11 protein-coding genes are annotated in these 17,636 nt (G+C 41.3%); all 11 read right to left on the reverse strand.

Translation table 11 applies throughout. The features are described 5' to 3' along the window. Window positions 1-595: 595 nt before the first annotated feature. The 11 genes from OQ267_RS11530 to OQ267_RS11580 all read right to left on the reverse strand — a co-directional run bounded on the left by OQ267_RS11530 (window position 596) and on the right by OQ267_RS11580 (window position 17,607). Entirely contained in the window at window positions 596-1,546 is a 951-nt protein-coding gene (locus OQ267_RS11530; RefSeq protein ID WP_265836042.1) for a DJ-1/PfpI family protein, read from the reverse strand. Window positions 1,547-1,572: 26 nt separating this feature from the next. Beyond that, window positions 1,573-2,316 carry a DJ-1/PfpI family protein gene (locus OQ267_RS11535; RefSeq protein WP_132401754.1) on the reverse strand — a complete coding sequence of 248 codons (744 nt, stop codon included), beginning with the start codon at window positions 2,314-2,316 and terminating at the stop codon, window positions 1,573-1,575. 10 nt (window positions 2,317-2,326) lie between these two features. Continuing rightward, window positions 2,327-4,702 carry a TonB-dependent receptor gene (locus OQ267_RS11540; protein ID WP_265836043.1) on the reverse strand — a complete coding sequence of 792 codons (2,376 nt, stop codon included), beginning with the start codon at window positions 4,700-4,702 and terminating at the stop codon, window positions 2,327-2,329. Window positions 4,703-4,879: 177 nt separating this feature from the next. Then, window positions 4,880-5,095, reverse strand: a complete 216-nt coding sequence (locus tag OQ267_RS11545) for a hypothetical protein (protein WP_265836044.1) — start codon at window positions 5,093-5,095, stop codon at window positions 4,880-4,882. Window positions 5,096-5,374: 279 nt separating this feature from the next. Then, window positions 5,375-6,517 carry a TlpA disulfide reductase family protein gene (locus OQ267_RS11550; protein ID WP_265836045.1) on the reverse strand — a complete coding sequence of 381 codons (1,143 nt, stop codon included), beginning with the start codon at window positions 6,515-6,517 and terminating at the stop codon, window positions 5,375-5,377. 19 nt (window positions 6,518-6,536) lie between these two features. Further along, a complete protein-coding gene (locus OQ267_RS11555; RefSeq protein WP_265836046.1) occupies window positions 6,537-7,733 on the reverse strand; it encodes a TlpA disulfide reductase family protein in 1,197 nt (398 codons plus the stop codon). Window positions 7,734-7,739: 6 nt separating this feature from the next. Then, window positions 7,740-9,137: a RagB/SusD family nutrient uptake outer membrane protein gene (locus OQ267_RS11560; RefSeq protein WP_265836047.1), complete on the reverse strand. Its 1,398-nt coding sequence runs from the start codon at window positions 9,135-9,137 to the stop codon at window positions 7,740-7,742. 6 nt (window positions 9,138-9,143) lie between these two features. Continuing rightward, a complete protein-coding gene (locus tag OQ267_RS11565) occupies window positions 9,144-12,407 on the reverse strand; it encodes a SusC/RagA family TonB-linked outer membrane protein (RefSeq protein WP_265836048.1) in 3,264 nt (1,087 codons plus the stop codon). 268 nt (window positions 12,408-12,675) lie between these two features. Next, window positions 12,676-13,815: a FecR family protein gene (locus OQ267_RS11570; RefSeq protein WP_265836049.1), complete on the reverse strand. Its 1,140-nt coding sequence runs from the start codon at window positions 13,813-13,815 to the stop codon at window positions 12,676-12,678. A gap of 109 nt (window positions 13,816-13,924) precedes the next feature. Next, window positions 13,925-14,494 (reverse strand): RNA polymerase sigma factor, encoded by a 570-nt coding sequence (locus OQ267_RS11575; RefSeq protein ID WP_265836050.1) that lies wholly within the window; start codon window positions 14,492-14,494, stop codon window positions 13,925-13,927. Between the two features lie 326 nt (window positions 14,495-14,820). After that, complete coding sequence (locus tag OQ267_RS11580; protein WP_265836051.1) at window positions 14,821-17,607, reverse strand: M16 family metallopeptidase; 2,787 nt, start codon at window positions 17,605-17,607, stop codon at window positions 14,821-14,823. Between the last annotated feature and the right edge of the window lie 29 nt (window positions 17,608-17,636).

A 17,636-nucleotide genomic window follows, 5' to 3' on the forward strand; every position in this document is an offset into this window, starting at 1 on the left:
AGGGACTTTTATTTATAGGTTATCAGCCCTAAAGTTCTTCGATAAATTTTCATTTTATTTTTAAAGAGTTTACCTAAAATACTTGTAACTGAAATTCAATTGACCGGATATTTCTGCAATATTTAGATTTGTATTGAGAAGTAGATCCCTGGCATTTATAATAACGGATTCTTCGATTATTTCACGGGTTGTCTGGCCGAACCTTTTTCAAAACCTTCGTTAAGTATTCCGGTATAACAGAGGAGCTGTATTAACTGATCACATTCTTGCTACTGCAAATCCTTCGCTAGAATGACAGTAAGTCAATGGTATAATCATCAAGCATCCGAGTTTGTTGAGTATTTTCGGCAAAAATGGTTTCCCCTTCTGCATTTAACTGGATCTTATCGACTTATAACTATACAGTTTGTCCGGTACTGAAAATACTTAATACAATAGTTTCTTCATCCTATACTTTCCTCAACCTTATTATTTACTACTTTCCAAAATTCAACACCGCCTCGCAATACTCATAAATGTTATGGCACATCTAACTCTTTTTATAAACAAAAAACTGTAAAACAGTCATTTAATAAATAAAACACACTACTTTTTTTTAATTTTCCGAAGCATACAATGCAGAATTTTTATCAAACAAGTTTTTACAGCTGGCAGAACAAAAGTGATAGTCTTTTCCTTTATAGGTAGAGAAGTATTTTGAACGCCCCATTGTCACCGTCATCCCACAAACTACATCTTTCTCTTCGGTATCGGTGGTTTTAGCCATACGCTCATCAGCATTAGCATCAGCGGTGTGATCCTGCTTCATCTTGCTTATATCCATCCCCTGGGTTACACCTATAACTTTTCCATCTTCCGGTTTCCATTTGTCATACTCCATAATTGAGGTTACAAACAAAGCCTCCTTTAGTCCTTTCAGTTTTTCTACCACATGCAAAGCACCGTCAATACCGGCTGATATACCCGCAGAGGTGAGGATTTTGCCATCCTCAACAAACCTTACATTACTAATAAATCTGGCCTTGGGCGTTAATTTCTGAAGGGTATCTATAGCGCCGGAATGGGTGGTTGCAGTTTTACCATTCAGTAAGCCTGCTTTCGACAGGATTGCAGCACCGGTACAAACCGACATGGTTAATTTGGTATGTACATTTACTTTAGTGATCCAATCCATCACCTTTCTATTTCCGCTTACAAGTCCAATAGCCTCTAATTTTCCCCCAGGCAGGACCAGTATATCTGGCTCGGGCGCATTGGAAATTGTAAAATCAGGATTCATGCTTAATGTATTGTTCTTGGTGCTGACCTTACCTGGATTTACGGATATAGTATAAACCTGAAAGTACTTGCTGTTGCTGAATACTTCGGCAGGGCCCGAAAAATCCAAAAGCTCTACGCCCGGATACACCAGTATGCCCACCTTTATTCTATTATCCTGCATGGGCGTTTTATGGTCCTTTTTTTCTTCAGTCTGTTTACATCCAAAACTGAGTATACTTAACCATATTACTAAACAAGTGGCTATTATATTTTTAAAATTTTCCATGTTCATCGTATTAAATTAGGGCCAATTTACTGTTTGACTGAAACTTGTTTTTTCTTCCAGTTGCGGTCAAACTTCATCCCATTTGGTGCGACAGGCCACTTTTCCTGCTCGTGAGGAGTGTACTGTATGGCACGGCTCAACATCGCAGCGATTGAATCGCCGCTGTATTTTTTGATCAGATGAAGCGCACCATCCATTCCAGAGGTAACTCCGGAACAGGTCATCACTTTTCCTTCATCGACATACCTTACATCTTTAACCAGGGTTAAAGCCGGATATTGGGTCTGAAAATCATCTGCTATAAAATAATGGGTTGTTGCTTTATGATTATCTAATATACCAGCTTTACCCAGCAGGTAAGATGCGGTACAAACAGACATCATCACGTCTACCTGATTTTGATATTTTTTAAGCATGCCAATTACTTTAGGATCAAGGCACATCGTATCCATCAGGCCGAAACTGCCACCGGGAATAACCAGGATATCAGGCTTAGGCATTTCACTTTCCAGATAGTCCGCGGTGAGTTTTAATCCGTTTCCCTGCGTGCGGATTTGTCCCTGCTGCAAGGCAAACGTGTATACCTTATACTGCCCCTTGGTTAGCCCGGCGGCCTTCAAAAAAACATCAGCCGGACCATTCAGATCGCCCAGGCCAACACCCGGATAGATGTATAAGGCTACATTTAATTTTTTAACGGGGCTGGTTTCCTGCTGGGCAAAGGAGAGTAAACAGCATAAAAGAAAAGGTAATAAAAGTAATTTTTTCATGATTGATAGATTAAAATTTAACAGTTAAGCTGGCTACGAATCTGCGTAAGCCACCCGGGGTAATGGTTCCGAAACCACCATTATAAAATTTTGTATTTGTAATATTGTCTGCATTCAAACCGACACGATATTTTGCTTTGTTGTAAAATACAGCCGCATTGAATAGCCTGTAGGCATTCAGATAAAACTGACCAGCGGTGGTATTGTTGATGATGTAATTCCTGCTGTAGAAATTTCCACCAAAGCCTAGTCCTAATCCTTTTAGGGCTGAATAAGGTAGGGTATAACTAGCATAGAAGTTTCCTGTTTTGGATGGGCCGGAGTTAACAGGACGTAAGCCCGTTACCGTTGCATCGGCAGAAGTAAGCTGGCTATCATTATAGGCAAAGCCGGCATTTAAAAGTAATCCTTGAACTGGCCTTGAGAACAGGTCAACCTCAACACCTTTACTGTATTGGGTGCCTTCCTGTGTGGTAAAAGTTGGTCTGTCTACTTCGGTTCTTAAGCTGTTCTTTACGCTGATGTCATAATAACTTAGGGAAGCGGTCAACAAATCGCCAGAGAGTTCAGCTTTAACCCCGCCTTCGAGCTGGTTAGCAAACTGGGGCTTAAAGGTTGAAACATTCCCGTCAGGTTGCGTTACAGGAGCAACGTTATGAAAACCATTGGTATAATTGCCAAAAACAGATACGCGGTCTTTAACCAGCTGATAAACCAGGCCCATTTTCGGAGCAAAGGCAGTCTGATTATAGTTACCGGTCGTCAGGTTAGTGGTTACATTGGTGGTACCTTCATTTATGAAGCGGTCTACCCGTAAACTTAGCATTGCGGAAAGCCTGCCGGTAAGATTCAGCACATCGGAAACATAAGCAGCGTAGGTATTCAATTGAGACCGGGAATAGGTCGGGGCTAAACCCGCCAGTTTATGATTGATAGATTCCGGGCTAATCAAGCCATAATTCGGCATCGCCCCTTTAACATTCAGGGTATCAAATGATTTACGCCCTCCTCTCCCGTTGAGTGCGTTAGAAGAAAAATCAGACGCGTTCTGATAAAATTCAACCCCAATCACAACACGGTTGCGAAGACCAGCGATGTTAAAGTCTCCATTAAAGTTTTGCTGCATCTGGGTGATGGTGGAGAGACTCGTTGGGTACTGCGATACATTTCTTACCAGCGCGCTATCCCCTTTTAACAAAGTAAAAGTTACATAATTACCCGTGTTTTCTGCGCGCGTATGAATCAGGTTAGTTTGAGATGACCACTCGTCTGACAATTTATAATTGACTTGTCCGTAGATGCTCTGGGCAGGATTTTTAAGTGTTACCGTATTGTTGGAATAGGATCTTTTGTAATCCAATGGCAACGTGGATGGATTGTTTGCACCTAATCGGTTAATACCTGGTCCGGCCGGAATGATTTGCGGTTGGGAAGTACCCTCCCTTTCATAGATTTCTACATCTAAAGAAAAGCTTAATTTATCACTCGCCTGGTAAAATAAACTGGGCGCAATAAAAGTACTGCGGATAAAACCTGCATCCTGGAAACTGCCTTCGTAATGTCGTGCGGCATTGACCCGGAATAATACCTTTTTATCTTTAGTCAGTGGCGTATTGATGTCAGCTGTAAAGCGATCCAGATCATAACTTCCGCCCTGGTAACTGATTTCAATCTTAGCGGTATCCAGTGGCTTTTTTGTAATGCGGTTTAAAACACCTCCAAAGGAAACTAGTGAGCTGCCAAACAGCGTACCTGACGGACCCTTAATGGCTTCGAGCTGTTCAATGTTGGCCATATCCAGATCAGCTGTTACGTAACCTGATACTCCATTTCGAATGTAGTTGCGTGTATTAAAGCCCCTGCTGGTGTAATATGCGGAAACAGAAGACCAGCCTTTGGCAATTCCGGGGATATTTTTGATGATCCCGTTTAAATCCGTCGCTCCCTGTTCGGTGATGAGCTGATGGGTAACGGTGTTGATGACCTGTGGATTTTCTATATTTTTTAAATCCATCCTTGCCGCATAAGCACTTGCCTGATCGCGATGACGGTTTTTACGCATAGCGACAACTACGTCCTTTAATTGTGCGGTTGCAGGGTCAAGTTCAAGGTTCAGGAAGAGATTTTTTCCAGAAACGATAAGAATGTTTTGCTTCTTAGCCGCATACCCTACGCCTGCGGCCACTAGTATATAGTTGCCGGGCATTACATTGCGTAAAATAAAATCACCATTTTCAATGGTTTGTGTAGCATAGTTTGTGCCCTCTAACCTGATGGTAATACCAGTCATCGGTTCAGCATTTTTTGAACTGATATTACCCCTAATGGTTTGGGCGGCAACAGATATACTATAAAAGGAAAAGATTAATAGGGCTATATACTTCATAATAGTGAAAACACCGGTAATAGCCCGAACAAGGCCCTTTAGGCCTGAAAGATGGCTTTACTGGAAAAAACAGTAAATAATTAAAAGTGGACATATCAAGAAATCCCGAAAAAGAAGACAAGTCAGATCATACCTATCCCACAACACTTGTAAAAGTGGTGGTAGCATAAGAAAATATTAAACTTGTTGCAGCGCTATCTTTGGAGGTTGAAAGATAGATATGGAACGCCCGATGGTTTGCGGCACCGGCAATTTAGGATAAACAGTTGCAAAGGTCGGCGTTTGAAATTTTAAGTGAAAAACGGATGCGGGCAAGGCTTGCTGGTACCTGCTTTTAATATCTTCGCGTTCTTGTTTTTTCTCTTTTTCGGTAGCCTGCTTCAGTTTTTCCATCAGGTAACATTTACCTTCACAATGTAACGAAGGACGACTTTTGTTTACACAAAGGTTTTCAGCAATATATTTACTATTAATTTCAAATCCCGCATAGACAAAAAAACGTGAAAAGGCGGAGCCAAGAAGGGCAATTAATAAACATATTGCGATGAGCCTTTTTAACATTTGCCTGCAAAGGTAAGAATATTAAAGCTGTTCTATATTTAAAACTCATACTGAAAAATGAATCAGTATGAGTTTTTATTTAGTTGTAATGAGTATCCTATTACAACCGTTTTATTTCTTAAAAATCTCTTGCAGCTTATTAGTGAGATCCTGCCCCCGAAGGTCTTTTGCTACAATTTTACCATCGGGATCGATAAGAAAATTTTGCGGAATCGCTTGAATCGAATACAGCAATGCCACCTGATTCTTCCAGGATTTTAAATCTGACAGCTGCGTCCAGGTCAGGTGATCATTGTGGATGGCACCTAGCCATTTATCTTTTGCACCCTGCTGATCAAGTGATATCCCAACAACAGTGAATCCACTGCCTTTATATTTGTTGTAGGCAGCAACCACGTTTGGATTTTCTGCCCTACAGGGTCCGCACCAGCTGGCCCAAAAATCAAGTAGCACATATTTACCTTTAAAATCATGAAGTGATACAGCTTTACCGGATGTGTCGGCCTGGGTAAAATCCGGGGCGATTGCCCCAATCTGTGTAGTTTTCATCCTCGCGATCTCGGCAGCATAGTCTTTGCCTGGTTTAGATGACTGAACTTTTTTGGATAAAGAATTAAAAATCGTTTCCAGCTGATTGACATCTGGAAAAGAACCCGCATAGTTTTGGAGAGCAAATAAGCTGACTAGTGAATTGGGATTGTCCTTTATAAAAGAATAGTTAACACTATTTTGCTCACTGATAATTGAATCACGTGTCTTTTCCATTTTATCTTTGAACTCCCTGGTCGCTTTCCTCTCTTTGGTTGCTTTTCGATAGTCGCTAATCATCATATTCACTTTTTTATTTACTGTTGACATCAAAGTATTCAGACGGGCATTATCTGTATTCAATGGTCCGCCGGAAACCAAGGAGTTACTTGCTGAATCCGGACTGTTTACATCAATATTTCCAGGTTCCAGGTATAGTATAATGGAAACGGTATTTATTGAACGCACACCATCGCCTGATTTGTTCACAAACAGCGTGGCTTGTTGATCTTCGGGAACCGTGCCTGAAAAACTAAATTTACCTTGTTTAATCAAAGTCGAATCCATTTGCCAGCCAGCGGCACTTTTATAGTTCAAATAGGCTTTGGCAGGTGTGTTCAATTCGCCGATTTTTCCATTTATGAAGTAGGTATTAGCCTGCGCGTAAAGCATCTGTGAATATATAGACGCTACGGCGGCGATCATTAAAAATCTAATGTATTTCATGTTTATTTTAGTGTTTGTATCAACGGGATTTCAGAACTTGCTCCAGCTTTTGGGTCAATTCGGAACCAAAAAGATTTTTCCCAATGATCTTACCAGAGGGATCGATTAAGAAATTTTGGGGAACGGCCTGAACGCCATAAAGCAACGCTGCAGCACTGTTGAAACCCTTAAGATCAGAAAGGTGCGGCCATTTTTCAAGTTTGTCATTAATAATGGCTTTTAACCAGGCGCTTTTAGTACCCTGATTATCCAGCGAAACGCTGATGACCATGAAGTTCCTGGAATGATACTTATTAAAGTTGGCGATAATGTTGGGGTTTTCCCGGCGGCAGGGCGCGCACCAGCTCGCCCAAAAGTCCAGCAATACATAACTCCCCCGATAAGCCTCCAGTGATACGGGCTTTCCAGCAGTATCTGCCATCATAAATAGCGGTGCTTCATTCCCAATGGCCGATCGCTTCACATTATCGATTCGTCGCTTGATGTCGATTGCTGAAGGTAAACTTTTGACAGATTTCGTTAAATGGTTATATACAGAATCGACTCCGAAGGGATCGTGGATTACGCTTCCGGCAAACCATCGTAACGGCAACAAAGAGACAGGCGTTGCAGGATGTTGCATGACCCAGTTTTTGCATACACTGTTCGCATAGAAATCGACCATCTTATCAAATTCCTTACTTGCCTGTTGGTATTGGGTGGAATCTTTATGACGGTCCAATTGCATTGTTTTCATCGCCAGCGCAATAACCTTGTGGTCATAATATCTTTTAACCTTTGAAAAAGCCTGATAATCTTTCAGGAAATAGCCCCCTTTTTGAGTGTAGCGATTTAATGAATCGCCAACAATGATGTTTATCATACCGGTTGTAAGGTAAAAATTCAGCCGGTCTCCTTCGTTTGCCATTTGTTTCGACAATGGAGGGTTAATAGATAATTGAGCTTCATGGGGTTCATTGATTGTTCCTGTAAATTCAACCTTCCCGTTATTTACAATTGCACTGTCCATATAGGTTACTTTTTCACCTTTACTAAAAGCGTCATACCATAAATAGATTTTTTTAGGGTGTGCTTTTGCCTGCTTAAGGTCCAGGTTTAAGCGGTAACGGCCTGACATGTTTGTTTGTGCCTTGGCATAAGTAATGTGTAGCATCAACATCAACACCAGAAGTCTGGTGTTGATGGAAGAAAATATATTTAGCTGTAATTTTTTCATAGATGTTTAATAGCCTGGGTTCTGAACCAGATTGTTATTTTTTCCAATCTCTATCGCTGGTATCGGAAATAACGCCGCATTTGATTTCCATACACCAGGTTTTTCTGCACCCAGTACCGCATCAAGCCTGCCTGTCCTTTTTAGATCCAGAAAACGATGGCCCCATTCGCAAAAAAGTTCAACACGTCTTTCCTGTTCAATTGCCAGAAGCAAAGTAGCCTTATCCGCAGCTGAGGTATTCGCTAACCCGGCGCGTTTTCTAATTATATTCAAATCGCTTTGCGCACCGGTGATGTCATTCAGCTGCGCCCGTGCCTCTGAACGGATCAGATACTGTTCGGACAGTCTTAAAACCACATCAAATTGCCTTCCGCCCGATAATGCAAAATACTTGGACGGGTATGGAAAACCAGCTGATGTCCCTATCCAGGAAATTTTACGTACATCACCATTTTCAAACGAGTTGAGCAATTGAGAGCTAACAATAAATTGTGGCTGTGCACCTGCCGAGGGTACAAAATTCTGCGCAATTGCGGGATACCCGACAATGCTAGAATCGTACTGCCATATAGCCTCATTGCTGTTGGCCAGGAAAACCGAATTTAAATCGCTTGATAATCTATAATTGCTACTACCGATGACCAACCCGGATTGTATGAGTGCATTCTGGTAATCTTTATTATACAGATATACCCTGGCTAGTAACGCCCTGGCGGCAAACTGGTTTACTCTCACACGGGAACCACTGGACCTGGAATAATCAGCAGGCAGATTTGCCGCTGCATCCGACAGATCATTGATCATTTGCTGATATACAGATAGAGCAGAAGTTTGTGGCTGACGTCCGGTTACTGCCAAATCAGTCGTGGTGATTAACGGGATATTACCAAAGATATTAACCAGATAAAAGTGGCAAAAGGCCCTGAAAAATTTAGCTTCTGCCATCGCCTGTAATTTAGCTACAGAGGATAGTGTAGCGGATTTTTGAACGCCTTCTATAATCGCATTTGCTTTATAAATGTTAGCATAAGATTCTTGCCAGATTGTCCCCGCGCTTCGATCTGCTGAATTCAACGCGTTACCCTGGTATTGCGGGTAACTGGGATTGGTTAGTTCGTCGCTGTACAAACCGTTTAAATAAGTTAAGCTACCGCTATAAGCTCCACCTTGAGCATATAATGCGATGAGTGCCGAGTTTACCGTTACAGAATCAGAAAAGACTGCTTCTGGAGTAAGGCTGTTCTTTTTCGGCCCTACGTCGACGAGTTTGTTACAACTGCTGAACAGGAACAAAACCAGGGTTACGATAAGCCCAGGTTTGATGCCGGTTTTCCCTAAGTTCAAGCGCAGTCTTGAAGAATGGGTGTGATATAATGCCGGCTTATGTTGAGTGATCTGTTTCATATCCTATTAAAATGAAGCTTGTAAACCTAAAGTGTATAATTTCAATGGGGGAATTCCCGTTCCCTGAGTTTCCGGATCAAATCCTACATATTTTGTTTTCGTCCAAAGATTTTGACCTCTTAAATAAATACTTAAATTTTTGACGCCGATTTCCTTGATGCCCTGCGGAAATTTATAGTTAAGGGAAACATTTTTTAGCCTGATAAAAGACGCATCGCTAACGGTAGCGCTGGACAATTTAAAGTAATTGTTGTAGGCCTGAGCAGCATCGGAACTAGCCAATGTACTATAAGATATGTTATACTTCAGGATATCTTCCGGTAAATTATAGTTTCCACCAGGCGCCGGGAATCCAAATGTATTGAGGTAGCTGTAAATATTATATGCTTTCTGTTTTACAAACTGGAAAAGAAAATCAAGTTGAAACCTGTCAAAAGAAATGCTATTGTTCAGACCACCGTAAAACTTAGGATCTTTCGTACCTAAAATATCAAAATCTCCCTTTTGATTTATGGCTAAGCCAGGGCTAATAAAGCCGTCACCATTAAGGTCAGCTACTTTGGTAATTCCGTTAACCATACCTGTATATTGGTAACCGGACAGGAGGTTCAGTGACTGTCCGATCGCATAACCCTGGCTAAAATAACCGGTCGAATAATATGCAGTTGACAGTCCCGGATAAGCCAGCAATTTATTCCTGGCGATCGTCAGGTTGGCAGAAGTCTTCCAGGTAAAGCGTTTTGAACTTATATTTGAAGTATTCAGTTCGAACTCGAAGCCCCTGTTTTGAACCAGGGTTCCTGGTAAATTACCGGTATAACCGTCGAACCCAGCCTGCGAAGCCACGGGAACACTATAGACCAATAGATTGCTGGTCCTGTTGCGGAAGAAATTTCCGGAAATTGAAATACGGTCTTTTAGCAATCCCAGATCGATCGCCAGGTTAAATTTTTTCGTGACCTCCCAGGAATAATTGCCGTCGTTAACGATACTTGATGGAGAGAGTCCTGTTTGACCGTTATAAGAGGTAAATCCGCTTTGGTATAACTGTGCATATCCATAATCGTTGATCTGGTCATTACCGATGCTGCCGTAGCTGCCTCTCAACTTCCCAAAACTTAGCCAGCTTAAATTGTTTTTGATAAAATCTTCTTCAGAGAATATCCATGCCGCGCCAACACTGCCGAAATTTCCGAAGCGGTTACCTGGCGAGAAACGGGAAGAACCATCTCTTCTATAACTGCCGCTGATAATGTATTTATTATCCCAATTGAAGTTCAACCTGCTGAAAACAGAAGCATACCGGGTCTTTACTGAACCATTTGCGTTGATAAGCGGCGTAATACTTCCCAAATCGTTGTATAAAGCGTCATTTCGGAAAGCACCCAGCAAAAAAAGATCCTGATCGTTATTTGCATTTTGATAAGTTCCGCCAAGCAAAGCTTCCAGTTTTCCTTTACCGAAATTGCGGGCATAGTTTAACTGCGGCTCTATGACAATTAACTCATTGGTTGTACTAATCTTGGTAACCTCTCCGGTTGCCGAGGCGGCATTCGCCGGGTTTTGAGCAGCGATGAGCGTAGCATTAAGTGAATTAACGCCTATCCTGTTATAGCCCAGATCTGTTTTAAAGCTAAAACCGGGCAAAATATTATAACCTACAGTTGCATTCGCCAACAGGTTATTGGTTTTAACGGAATAAACATTTTTTAGAGCTGCTGCAGGATTATTATATCCTGTATACCAGGCCAGCTTTCCGCTAGAATTGTATAAGGGAAGATTTGGAGGTAACGCATAAATCTGATTGATGTATAAGGGTACAATGTTATTGTTATCCTTGGTAAAGCTTACAGCCGTATTAAAAAAGAATTTATTGTCGGCCGTATGATGCTGCAAATTGTATCTCACCTCTGCCCTGTCATCTGCTGAATTCCCAGGTAAAATGGAACCTTCATGTCTTACATTTGCACTAACCAGGAACTGAGTCAATTCATTACCACCTGACAATGTCGCGTTGGCGTTCGTGAAATGCCCTGTATTTCCGAAAAATATCTTCTGAAAATTATTATTACTTCCCGTATTGAATTGCGTGAGATCTGCTGCATTAGACGTGGTTGGCGTTATTCCATCATTTTTAAAAGCCTGATTACGTATAATGAGGTATTGTTCAGCATTAAGCATCGGAAGCATCCGGTTGATTTCACTTATCCCGCTGTAAACATCAACGTCCAGCTTCGTTTTACCCGATCTGCCTTTTTTTGTTGTGATCAGCACAACACCGTTTGCCGCCCTCGAACCATAAATAGCCGTCGCATCTGCATCTTTGAGGATGGATATACTTTCAATATCGTTGGGTGATAAGGTATTCAGCGGGCTTATACCTGTGCCACCCACTATTGGTGGCGCACTGGTAGACGCGCCTGCGGTGCTTTCAATGGGCTGACCACCAAATGGTACCCCATCTATGATATAAAGTGGTAATAACCCAGCATTAATGGTATTTTGACCTTGGATAATAATTCGAAAATTCCCACCAGAAATGCCACTACCCTCAGTAACCTGAACGCCAGCCATTCTTCCAGCCAAAGTTAAGATAGGATTTGAAACTGGCTGTTTTTCGATATCTTCGGCTTTAATCGTGGCAATTGATCCCGTTGTTAGTCTTTTCGTCGTTGTTCCGTAACCGATAACCTGCACGTTATCCAGGCTTGAAACAGAAGCCTCTAACTGGATTGTGGAAAGTTCTCTTCTGGCCTTCACGCTCACCGTCTTATAACCGATGAAGGAGAACAATATGTCCGCATTTTCATCAACGCCGGTAAGGTTAAATTCACCATTACTCGCTGTTATCGCGGTTTTGCCAGTTGCTTTTACCGTAACGGTGACACCAGGTAAAGGAACTCCTTTTTCGTCAATCACCTTACCGTGAACATCTATTAATTCTGTTATTGCAAGCGGATTTTTTCTCTGATTTACTTCAGATTTCCTGCGCTGTAAAAAGATGGTTTTTTCGGCAATTTTATAGGTTAATGCAACATTTTTGAGGCATACAGCAAGCGCATCTTCAAGGCTTGCATTTTTCACATGTACATTGACCACTTGTTTAACATCTTCAGCATCGTAGAAAAAAACAAAGCCCGACTGCTTTTCTACCGCTTTCAACACTTTTTCAAGTGTCGCATTCGTTTCATTTAAAGTGATTTTCTGTCCATATCCTTTGGCGCTGGCTTGTACCAGGGTGATGATGATTATTAGCGTTATCAGTTTCATAACCAGGAAAATTTTTGGAGGGGGCCACGCCTTCGGCATGCCCTTTATAATAGCAGGGAAATTCATTACTTTTGTAAGTATGGGTTAATACGTTTAATAGTTGACCAAATTGTTTTACCGATCATATCGGAAGGGTTAACCCAATAATTCCGCAGGAGTGCTCCGAACCACTTCTGCGTTTTTCAGGAACCCTCTTAGCTTGTTAAAGCGGCTTTCGTAAGTGTTTTTTCATTTCATGTTTGTTTTTGGTTAATTGTTAGGTTGGTTCTTAGGGGGTGACTATAATCTTCTTTCCTTCAATACGGAAATTTATTTCTTTATAGCTTAGGATATCTGAAAGCTTTAACGCACTTATATTTCGTTGGATCTTACCTGAAAACCGGCGATTCGTAATTGTTCCTTCATAGCTGATATCTACATCATACCAACGAGACAATTGGCGCATTACAGTCTGGATGTCAGCATCATGAAATTGAAACAAGCCATTGTGCCATGCCAGGGCTTCATCCATATCGACATCATTAACCACACTAATTTGGCCATCTTTGATCTGTGCTTGTTGGCCAGGTTTGAGGAACTTCTTACTGTCTTGCGTTGTTATTTTTACGCTACCCTCAAACAGGGTGGTCTTTGAAGAAGGTTCATCGGGGTAGGTATTGATATTAAAGTGAGTACCCAACACCTCTACGATTTCGTCGTTTGTACGCACCTTGAATGGCTTTTTGGGATTATGGGCTACTTCAAAATACGCCTGACCGGTAATCCGAACCTCCCTGTTATCGCCTGTAAAGGCTACCGGAAAGGTAATGGAAGAAGCTGCATCAAGCCAGACTTTGGTACCATCAGACAAAGTTAAGGGATATTGACCGCCGCGGGGAGTGGTTAACGTATTGTATTGTATGGTATTGTTGGACTGACTACGGTCGGTATGATAGCTTACCTCATTAGCGGCCCCAATGTCTATTCTCGTATTCCCCTGAAAAGCAAGTGCTTTTGTTTTGGCGCTGCCTATGGCAATTTTTTCTCCGTTAGCCAGGGTAAGTATGGCCTTATTACCTCCAGGGGGAATATCTTGGCTTTGCTGAACAGAAAGTTGCCGGGTTTTATTGGATTTGTCAGTTAAAAAGTATGCGCCAAAAAATATAAATAATAAGAGCGAGGCCGCAACCGCTATACGCGGCCAGATATTAACTTTTTTAGGTAAGTTTATTATTTCGCTGTTATCAATATGTGCTTTTAAATTTGAACGTAAACGTTCTAACTGCAGCAGTTTCGCCTCATATGTGAAATCAGAAGCACCTGCAAATTCGCTTTTTGAATACCAGGCCTCCAGAAGCGCCTTTTCATCGTTTGTTGCACTTCCTTCAAGATACTTTTGTAATACAATTTCCGCTTCAGTCTTTTGCATTCTAATTGTTTGGTTTTATCGCAATTAAATACATGACAATTGAAATGTACCGATACTGGTATTGGCTATTAAAATAAAGTTAAGAAATTATAAATAAAATCTTTCTTGCCTAAAATAAGAGCAAAGGGAATAGAGAACCCAAGCGCAAACGGAGAATTTTCAAGGCATTACGGATCTGAGTGGTAACAGTTAAATCTGAAGTACCAAGCTGCGCCGCGATTTGTTTGTGGGTAAGAAATCCATCCCGGCTCAAAAGAAATACTTCTTTCATGCGGGGCGGTAATGCTGCTATTTCCTTTTCAATCAGTTCCCTGAACTCCTTCTCTCTTAAAATCAGATCTGTGGTATAAGCACCTTCATCTATGAATTCCTGTAATGAGGTCAGGTAATTCGCTTCCCGCTTTTTTTTCGCATAGACGTTAAAAACACGGTTACGGACTGCTGTGAAAAGGTATGCTGATAAACCGGACGTAATACATAATGTACTCCTTTTATCCCAGATGTAAATAAACAATTCCTGGATCAGGTCTTCCACTTCGTCCAAATCACCTAATTTTCTAAGCGCGTGCTGCTGAAGGATACCTTTATACCGGTCATATATTTCAATATAGGCATCCTTATCACCTGATTTCAGGAGCTCAATTAACAGTTCGTCGGAAAGGGTGTTCAGGGATGTCAATATTTTATCGTTAACCGAATTTAGTCAAAGTTCAGGGAAAGATAAAACTATTTATAAATTGCTTTTCTATTTAAGCGTATGATGCATCAGAAAAAAACCAGCAGTTAACCAGAGAGACGGGATATATCTAACAATCAAATCGGTTCGATCTTGGAATGCTAAACATGATGTTAAGCCTCCATTAATCTATCTTCAAAGTTTTCAATAAAAAAACACCTGCATCTTCGGAGCAGGTGTTTTTATAACTGATTATTATAGCAGAATAAGGAAGTTTTTTAAACCAATCTTGATTTAAAGAATTTACCGATATTTAATCGTGCCATTTCCTAATTGCTTTTTTCAGGCAGCAACACCAATCTTATGAAGTTTTTACCGTTTAAATATTTGTTAGCCATCGATTTAATATCTTCAGTAGTCATGCTACTAACATCTTTACTATATTCGTTAACAGCGTCAAGCGGCTCATTATTCTGAACCTGGCCAAGCAGATAATTTTGCCAGAAGTTGTTGGATTTTAGCTGAAGCTCAATAGAACGTTGCGTTTCTGCTTTAAATTTATCTAAGTTAACCTGTAATGGGCCGTTACTTTTGATCTTATTTACCTCATCAAGGGTAGAAGTTATCAATTTCTCAACATTCATAGGGGCGCATCCGAAGGATATGGTTAAATTAAACCTACCCTGCGGCAATTTGCTTGTTTGTGCACGAATACTGGGCGAGTAAACGCCTCCTTCTTCCTCTCTTAACCGCTCTATCAGTCGTATCTCAATAGTTTCTTTCAAGGCATCCAATTTCAAATCATTAGCGAAACTGTAATCAAACAATCCTGAGAAAACCAGCATCACATTGGCTTTGGCCTCTGTTCCTTTGTGAACGGTCTTGGTTATTAATCCTGCGGGAATATTGATGTGCAGATCTTTTGCCTTTTCTTTTTTGTTAAGCGCAGGCAGGCTGGCTACATATTTCTCCAATAAAGGCTTAATTGCCGTAGTATCAATGCTGCCTGTAAACACAAAGGTAAAACCCGAGGCGTCGGCAAAACGTTCTTTGTAAATGGTAAATGCCCTTTCAAGGTTAATCTTATCTAGTGTGGCAATTGTCGGAGAAGCCCTGCGCAGGTTATGATTAGATAATACCGCGCTGACCGTATCATTAAATACGCTGGCGGGATCATTCATCCTGTTCGCAAGCGAGGCTTTGGTACGTGAAACGTAGTTTTTAAATAAGACCGTATCCTTACGCGGTTGTTTAAAATAGGCATACATCAACTGCAGCGCCGCTTCAAGATCTTTCACGTTACTGCTGCCACTTATACTTTGCTGGCGTTCGCCAATAGATGGGCGAACACCAAATTGTTTACCTGACAGATATTTTGACAATTGAGCATTATTGTAATTACCTGCTCCAAAAGACGGAACGAGGTTAGCTGCGTTGGCTGACTGGAAATCGGCATCACTATATAGTGAAGTGCCGCCCGCCGAAATGCCGTTAAACAATATCTGGTCATTCCTGAAATCAGTCGGTTTTAATAAAACCTTAATGCCATTGCTCAAAAATATGGTTGTAATATTTAGTTTTTTATCATGTAGTGTTTTAACAATTTTTCCGGCAACCGGTGATTTATCTAACAAACTTAAATTATTTGTTTCTTCGTGATAAGCGGTTAAATTCTCGCTTTCCACGGCCTTGATCCACGACATAAAAACCTGTTCTGAAGGTAAAGAAGCCTTTTCCTTATCAGGAGCCATGATGAGTACGTCCCTGCCGGTTCCCTTGATAACGGTTTTAATATAGGCATTCAACTCATCAAGGTTTATTTTTGAAAGTGCGTCCTTAACCAGTGTATATTCAAATTCAATACCTGGCGCTGCCGTGCCATGCAGGAAATATTCTACATATTCCTTAACGTAGCTATCAGACCGGGTTTTATTTTTCTCTTTCAAGGCTGACTCTGTCTGATTTAGGTAAGCAAGTTTCACACGTTCCAGCTCAGAAGTTGTAAAGCCATACCGTTTTGCCTGTTCGCTTATGCGCCACGCGGCCTTAAAGCCGGTTTCCAGTTCACCTGGTTTTGCGGTTACCGATACGGAATAATTGTCTAAATTTGCGATAAAGCCGTTTACCCCCGCCCCGGCACGCAAATATGGAGGGTTAGGCTTGCGTTGCAAATCGGCATACCTTTCGCCCAACATCTTATTCAGCAACTGGCGAACAATGAACTCCCGGTAATTTGCAGCTGTATGCAATTCCAATTTAGGCTGCTTGATCATCACCTCCGCATTTGTCGCTGTAACTTCCGGGTCCGTAACTACAATGAACTGATCTTTTCCACTTAGCGGGATATTAAATGCTGGCCTTGGCTTTTCATTAACCGGGTTTTTAAGGTCACTGAATTTAGCTTTAATGGCTTTCTCCATTGCATCTACATCAACATCACCTACTACAACGAGCGCTTGCAGATTAGGCCGGTACCAGTCATGATAAAAACGTTTGAGGGTTTCGGGTTTAAAATTGTTTAATACTTCTTCCGTACCAATTGGCAATCGTTTTGCATAAACAGAGTTATTTAACATTACTGGAAAATATTTACTCCGCATCCTGTCCGCTGCACCTTTTCCAATACGTTTCTCTTCCAGTATAACACCGCGCTCCTTATTTATCTCGGCGGGGTCTAGTGTAGCATCCTGTGCCCAGTCGCGCATAATTTGCAAACCGTTCTGTACAATTTCCGGCTTGTCGGAAGGAATAGGTAACTGATAAATGGTTTCATCAAAATTGGTAGTCGCGTTCAGGTCGGCGCCAAACCTGACCCCTGTTTTTTGAAGATAGTCTACCAATTCATTCTTCGGGAAATTTTTGGTCCCGTTAAAGCTCATATGCTCCATAAAGTGAGCAAGGCCCTGCTGGTCATCATCCTCTAATACCGAGCCTACTTTGTTGGCAAGATAAAATACCACCCGGTTTTTAGGTTCTTCATTGTGGCGGATGTAATAAGTAAAGCCATTAGGCAATTTTCCGGTCCGCACCGCCGCATCAAAAGGTAAGTTTTGCGCCTGGCTTGTGTAGCACAAAACCGTTATAAAGGTTGTAGAAAAAAGTTTTCTTAGGTTCATCAAAATTAGGAGTTGAATATTTTGTTGTT

It is taken from the genome of Pedobacter sp. MR22-3 (assembly GCF_026240075.1).
In the GTDB taxonomy this organism is placed as follows: Bacteria; Bacteroidota; Bacteroidia; order Sphingobacteriales; family Sphingobacteriaceae; genus Pedobacter.

What these genes read in the sequence shown, in the direction of transcription:
- OQ267_RS11530 (WP_265836042.1), bottom strand. Translation starts at nt 1,546, where the DNA reads ATGGAAAATTTTAAAAATATAATAGCCACTTGTTTAGTAATATGGTTA.
- OQ267_RS11535 (WP_132401754.1), bottom strand. Translation starts at nt 2,316, where the DNA reads ATGAAAAAATTACTTTTATTACCTTTTCTTTTATGCTGTTTACTCTCC.
- OQ267_RS11540 (WP_265836043.1), bottom strand. Translation starts at nt 4,702, where the DNA reads ATGAAGTATATAGCCCTATTAATCTTTTCCTTTTATAGTATATCTGTT.
- OQ267_RS11545 (WP_265836044.1), bottom strand. Translation starts at nt 5,095, where the DNA reads ATGGAAAAACTGAAGCAGGCTACCGAAAAAGAGAAAAAACAAGAACGC.
- OQ267_RS11550 (WP_265836045.1), bottom strand. Translation starts at nt 6,517, where the DNA reads ATGAAATACATTAGATTTTTAATGATCGCCGCCGTAGCGTCTATATAT.
- OQ267_RS11555 (WP_265836046.1), bottom strand. Translation starts at nt 7,733, where the DNA reads ATGAAAAAATTACAGCTAAATATATTTTCTTCCATCAACACCAGACTT.
- OQ267_RS11560 (WP_265836047.1), bottom strand. Translation starts at nt 9,137, where the DNA reads ATGAAACAGATCACTCAACATAAGCCGGCATTATATCACACCCATTCT.
- OQ267_RS11565 (WP_265836048.1), bottom strand. Translation starts at nt 12,407, where the DNA reads ATGAAACTGATAACGCTAATAATCATCATCACCCTGGTACAAGCCAGC.
- OQ267_RS11570 (WP_265836049.1), bottom strand. Translation starts at nt 13,815, where the DNA reads ATGCAAAAGACTGAAGCGGAAATTGTATTACAAAAGTATCTTGAAGGA.
- OQ267_RS11580 (WP_265836051.1), bottom strand. Translation starts at nt 17,607, where the DNA reads ATGAACCTAAGAAAACTTTTTTCTACAACCTTTATAACGGTTTTGTGC.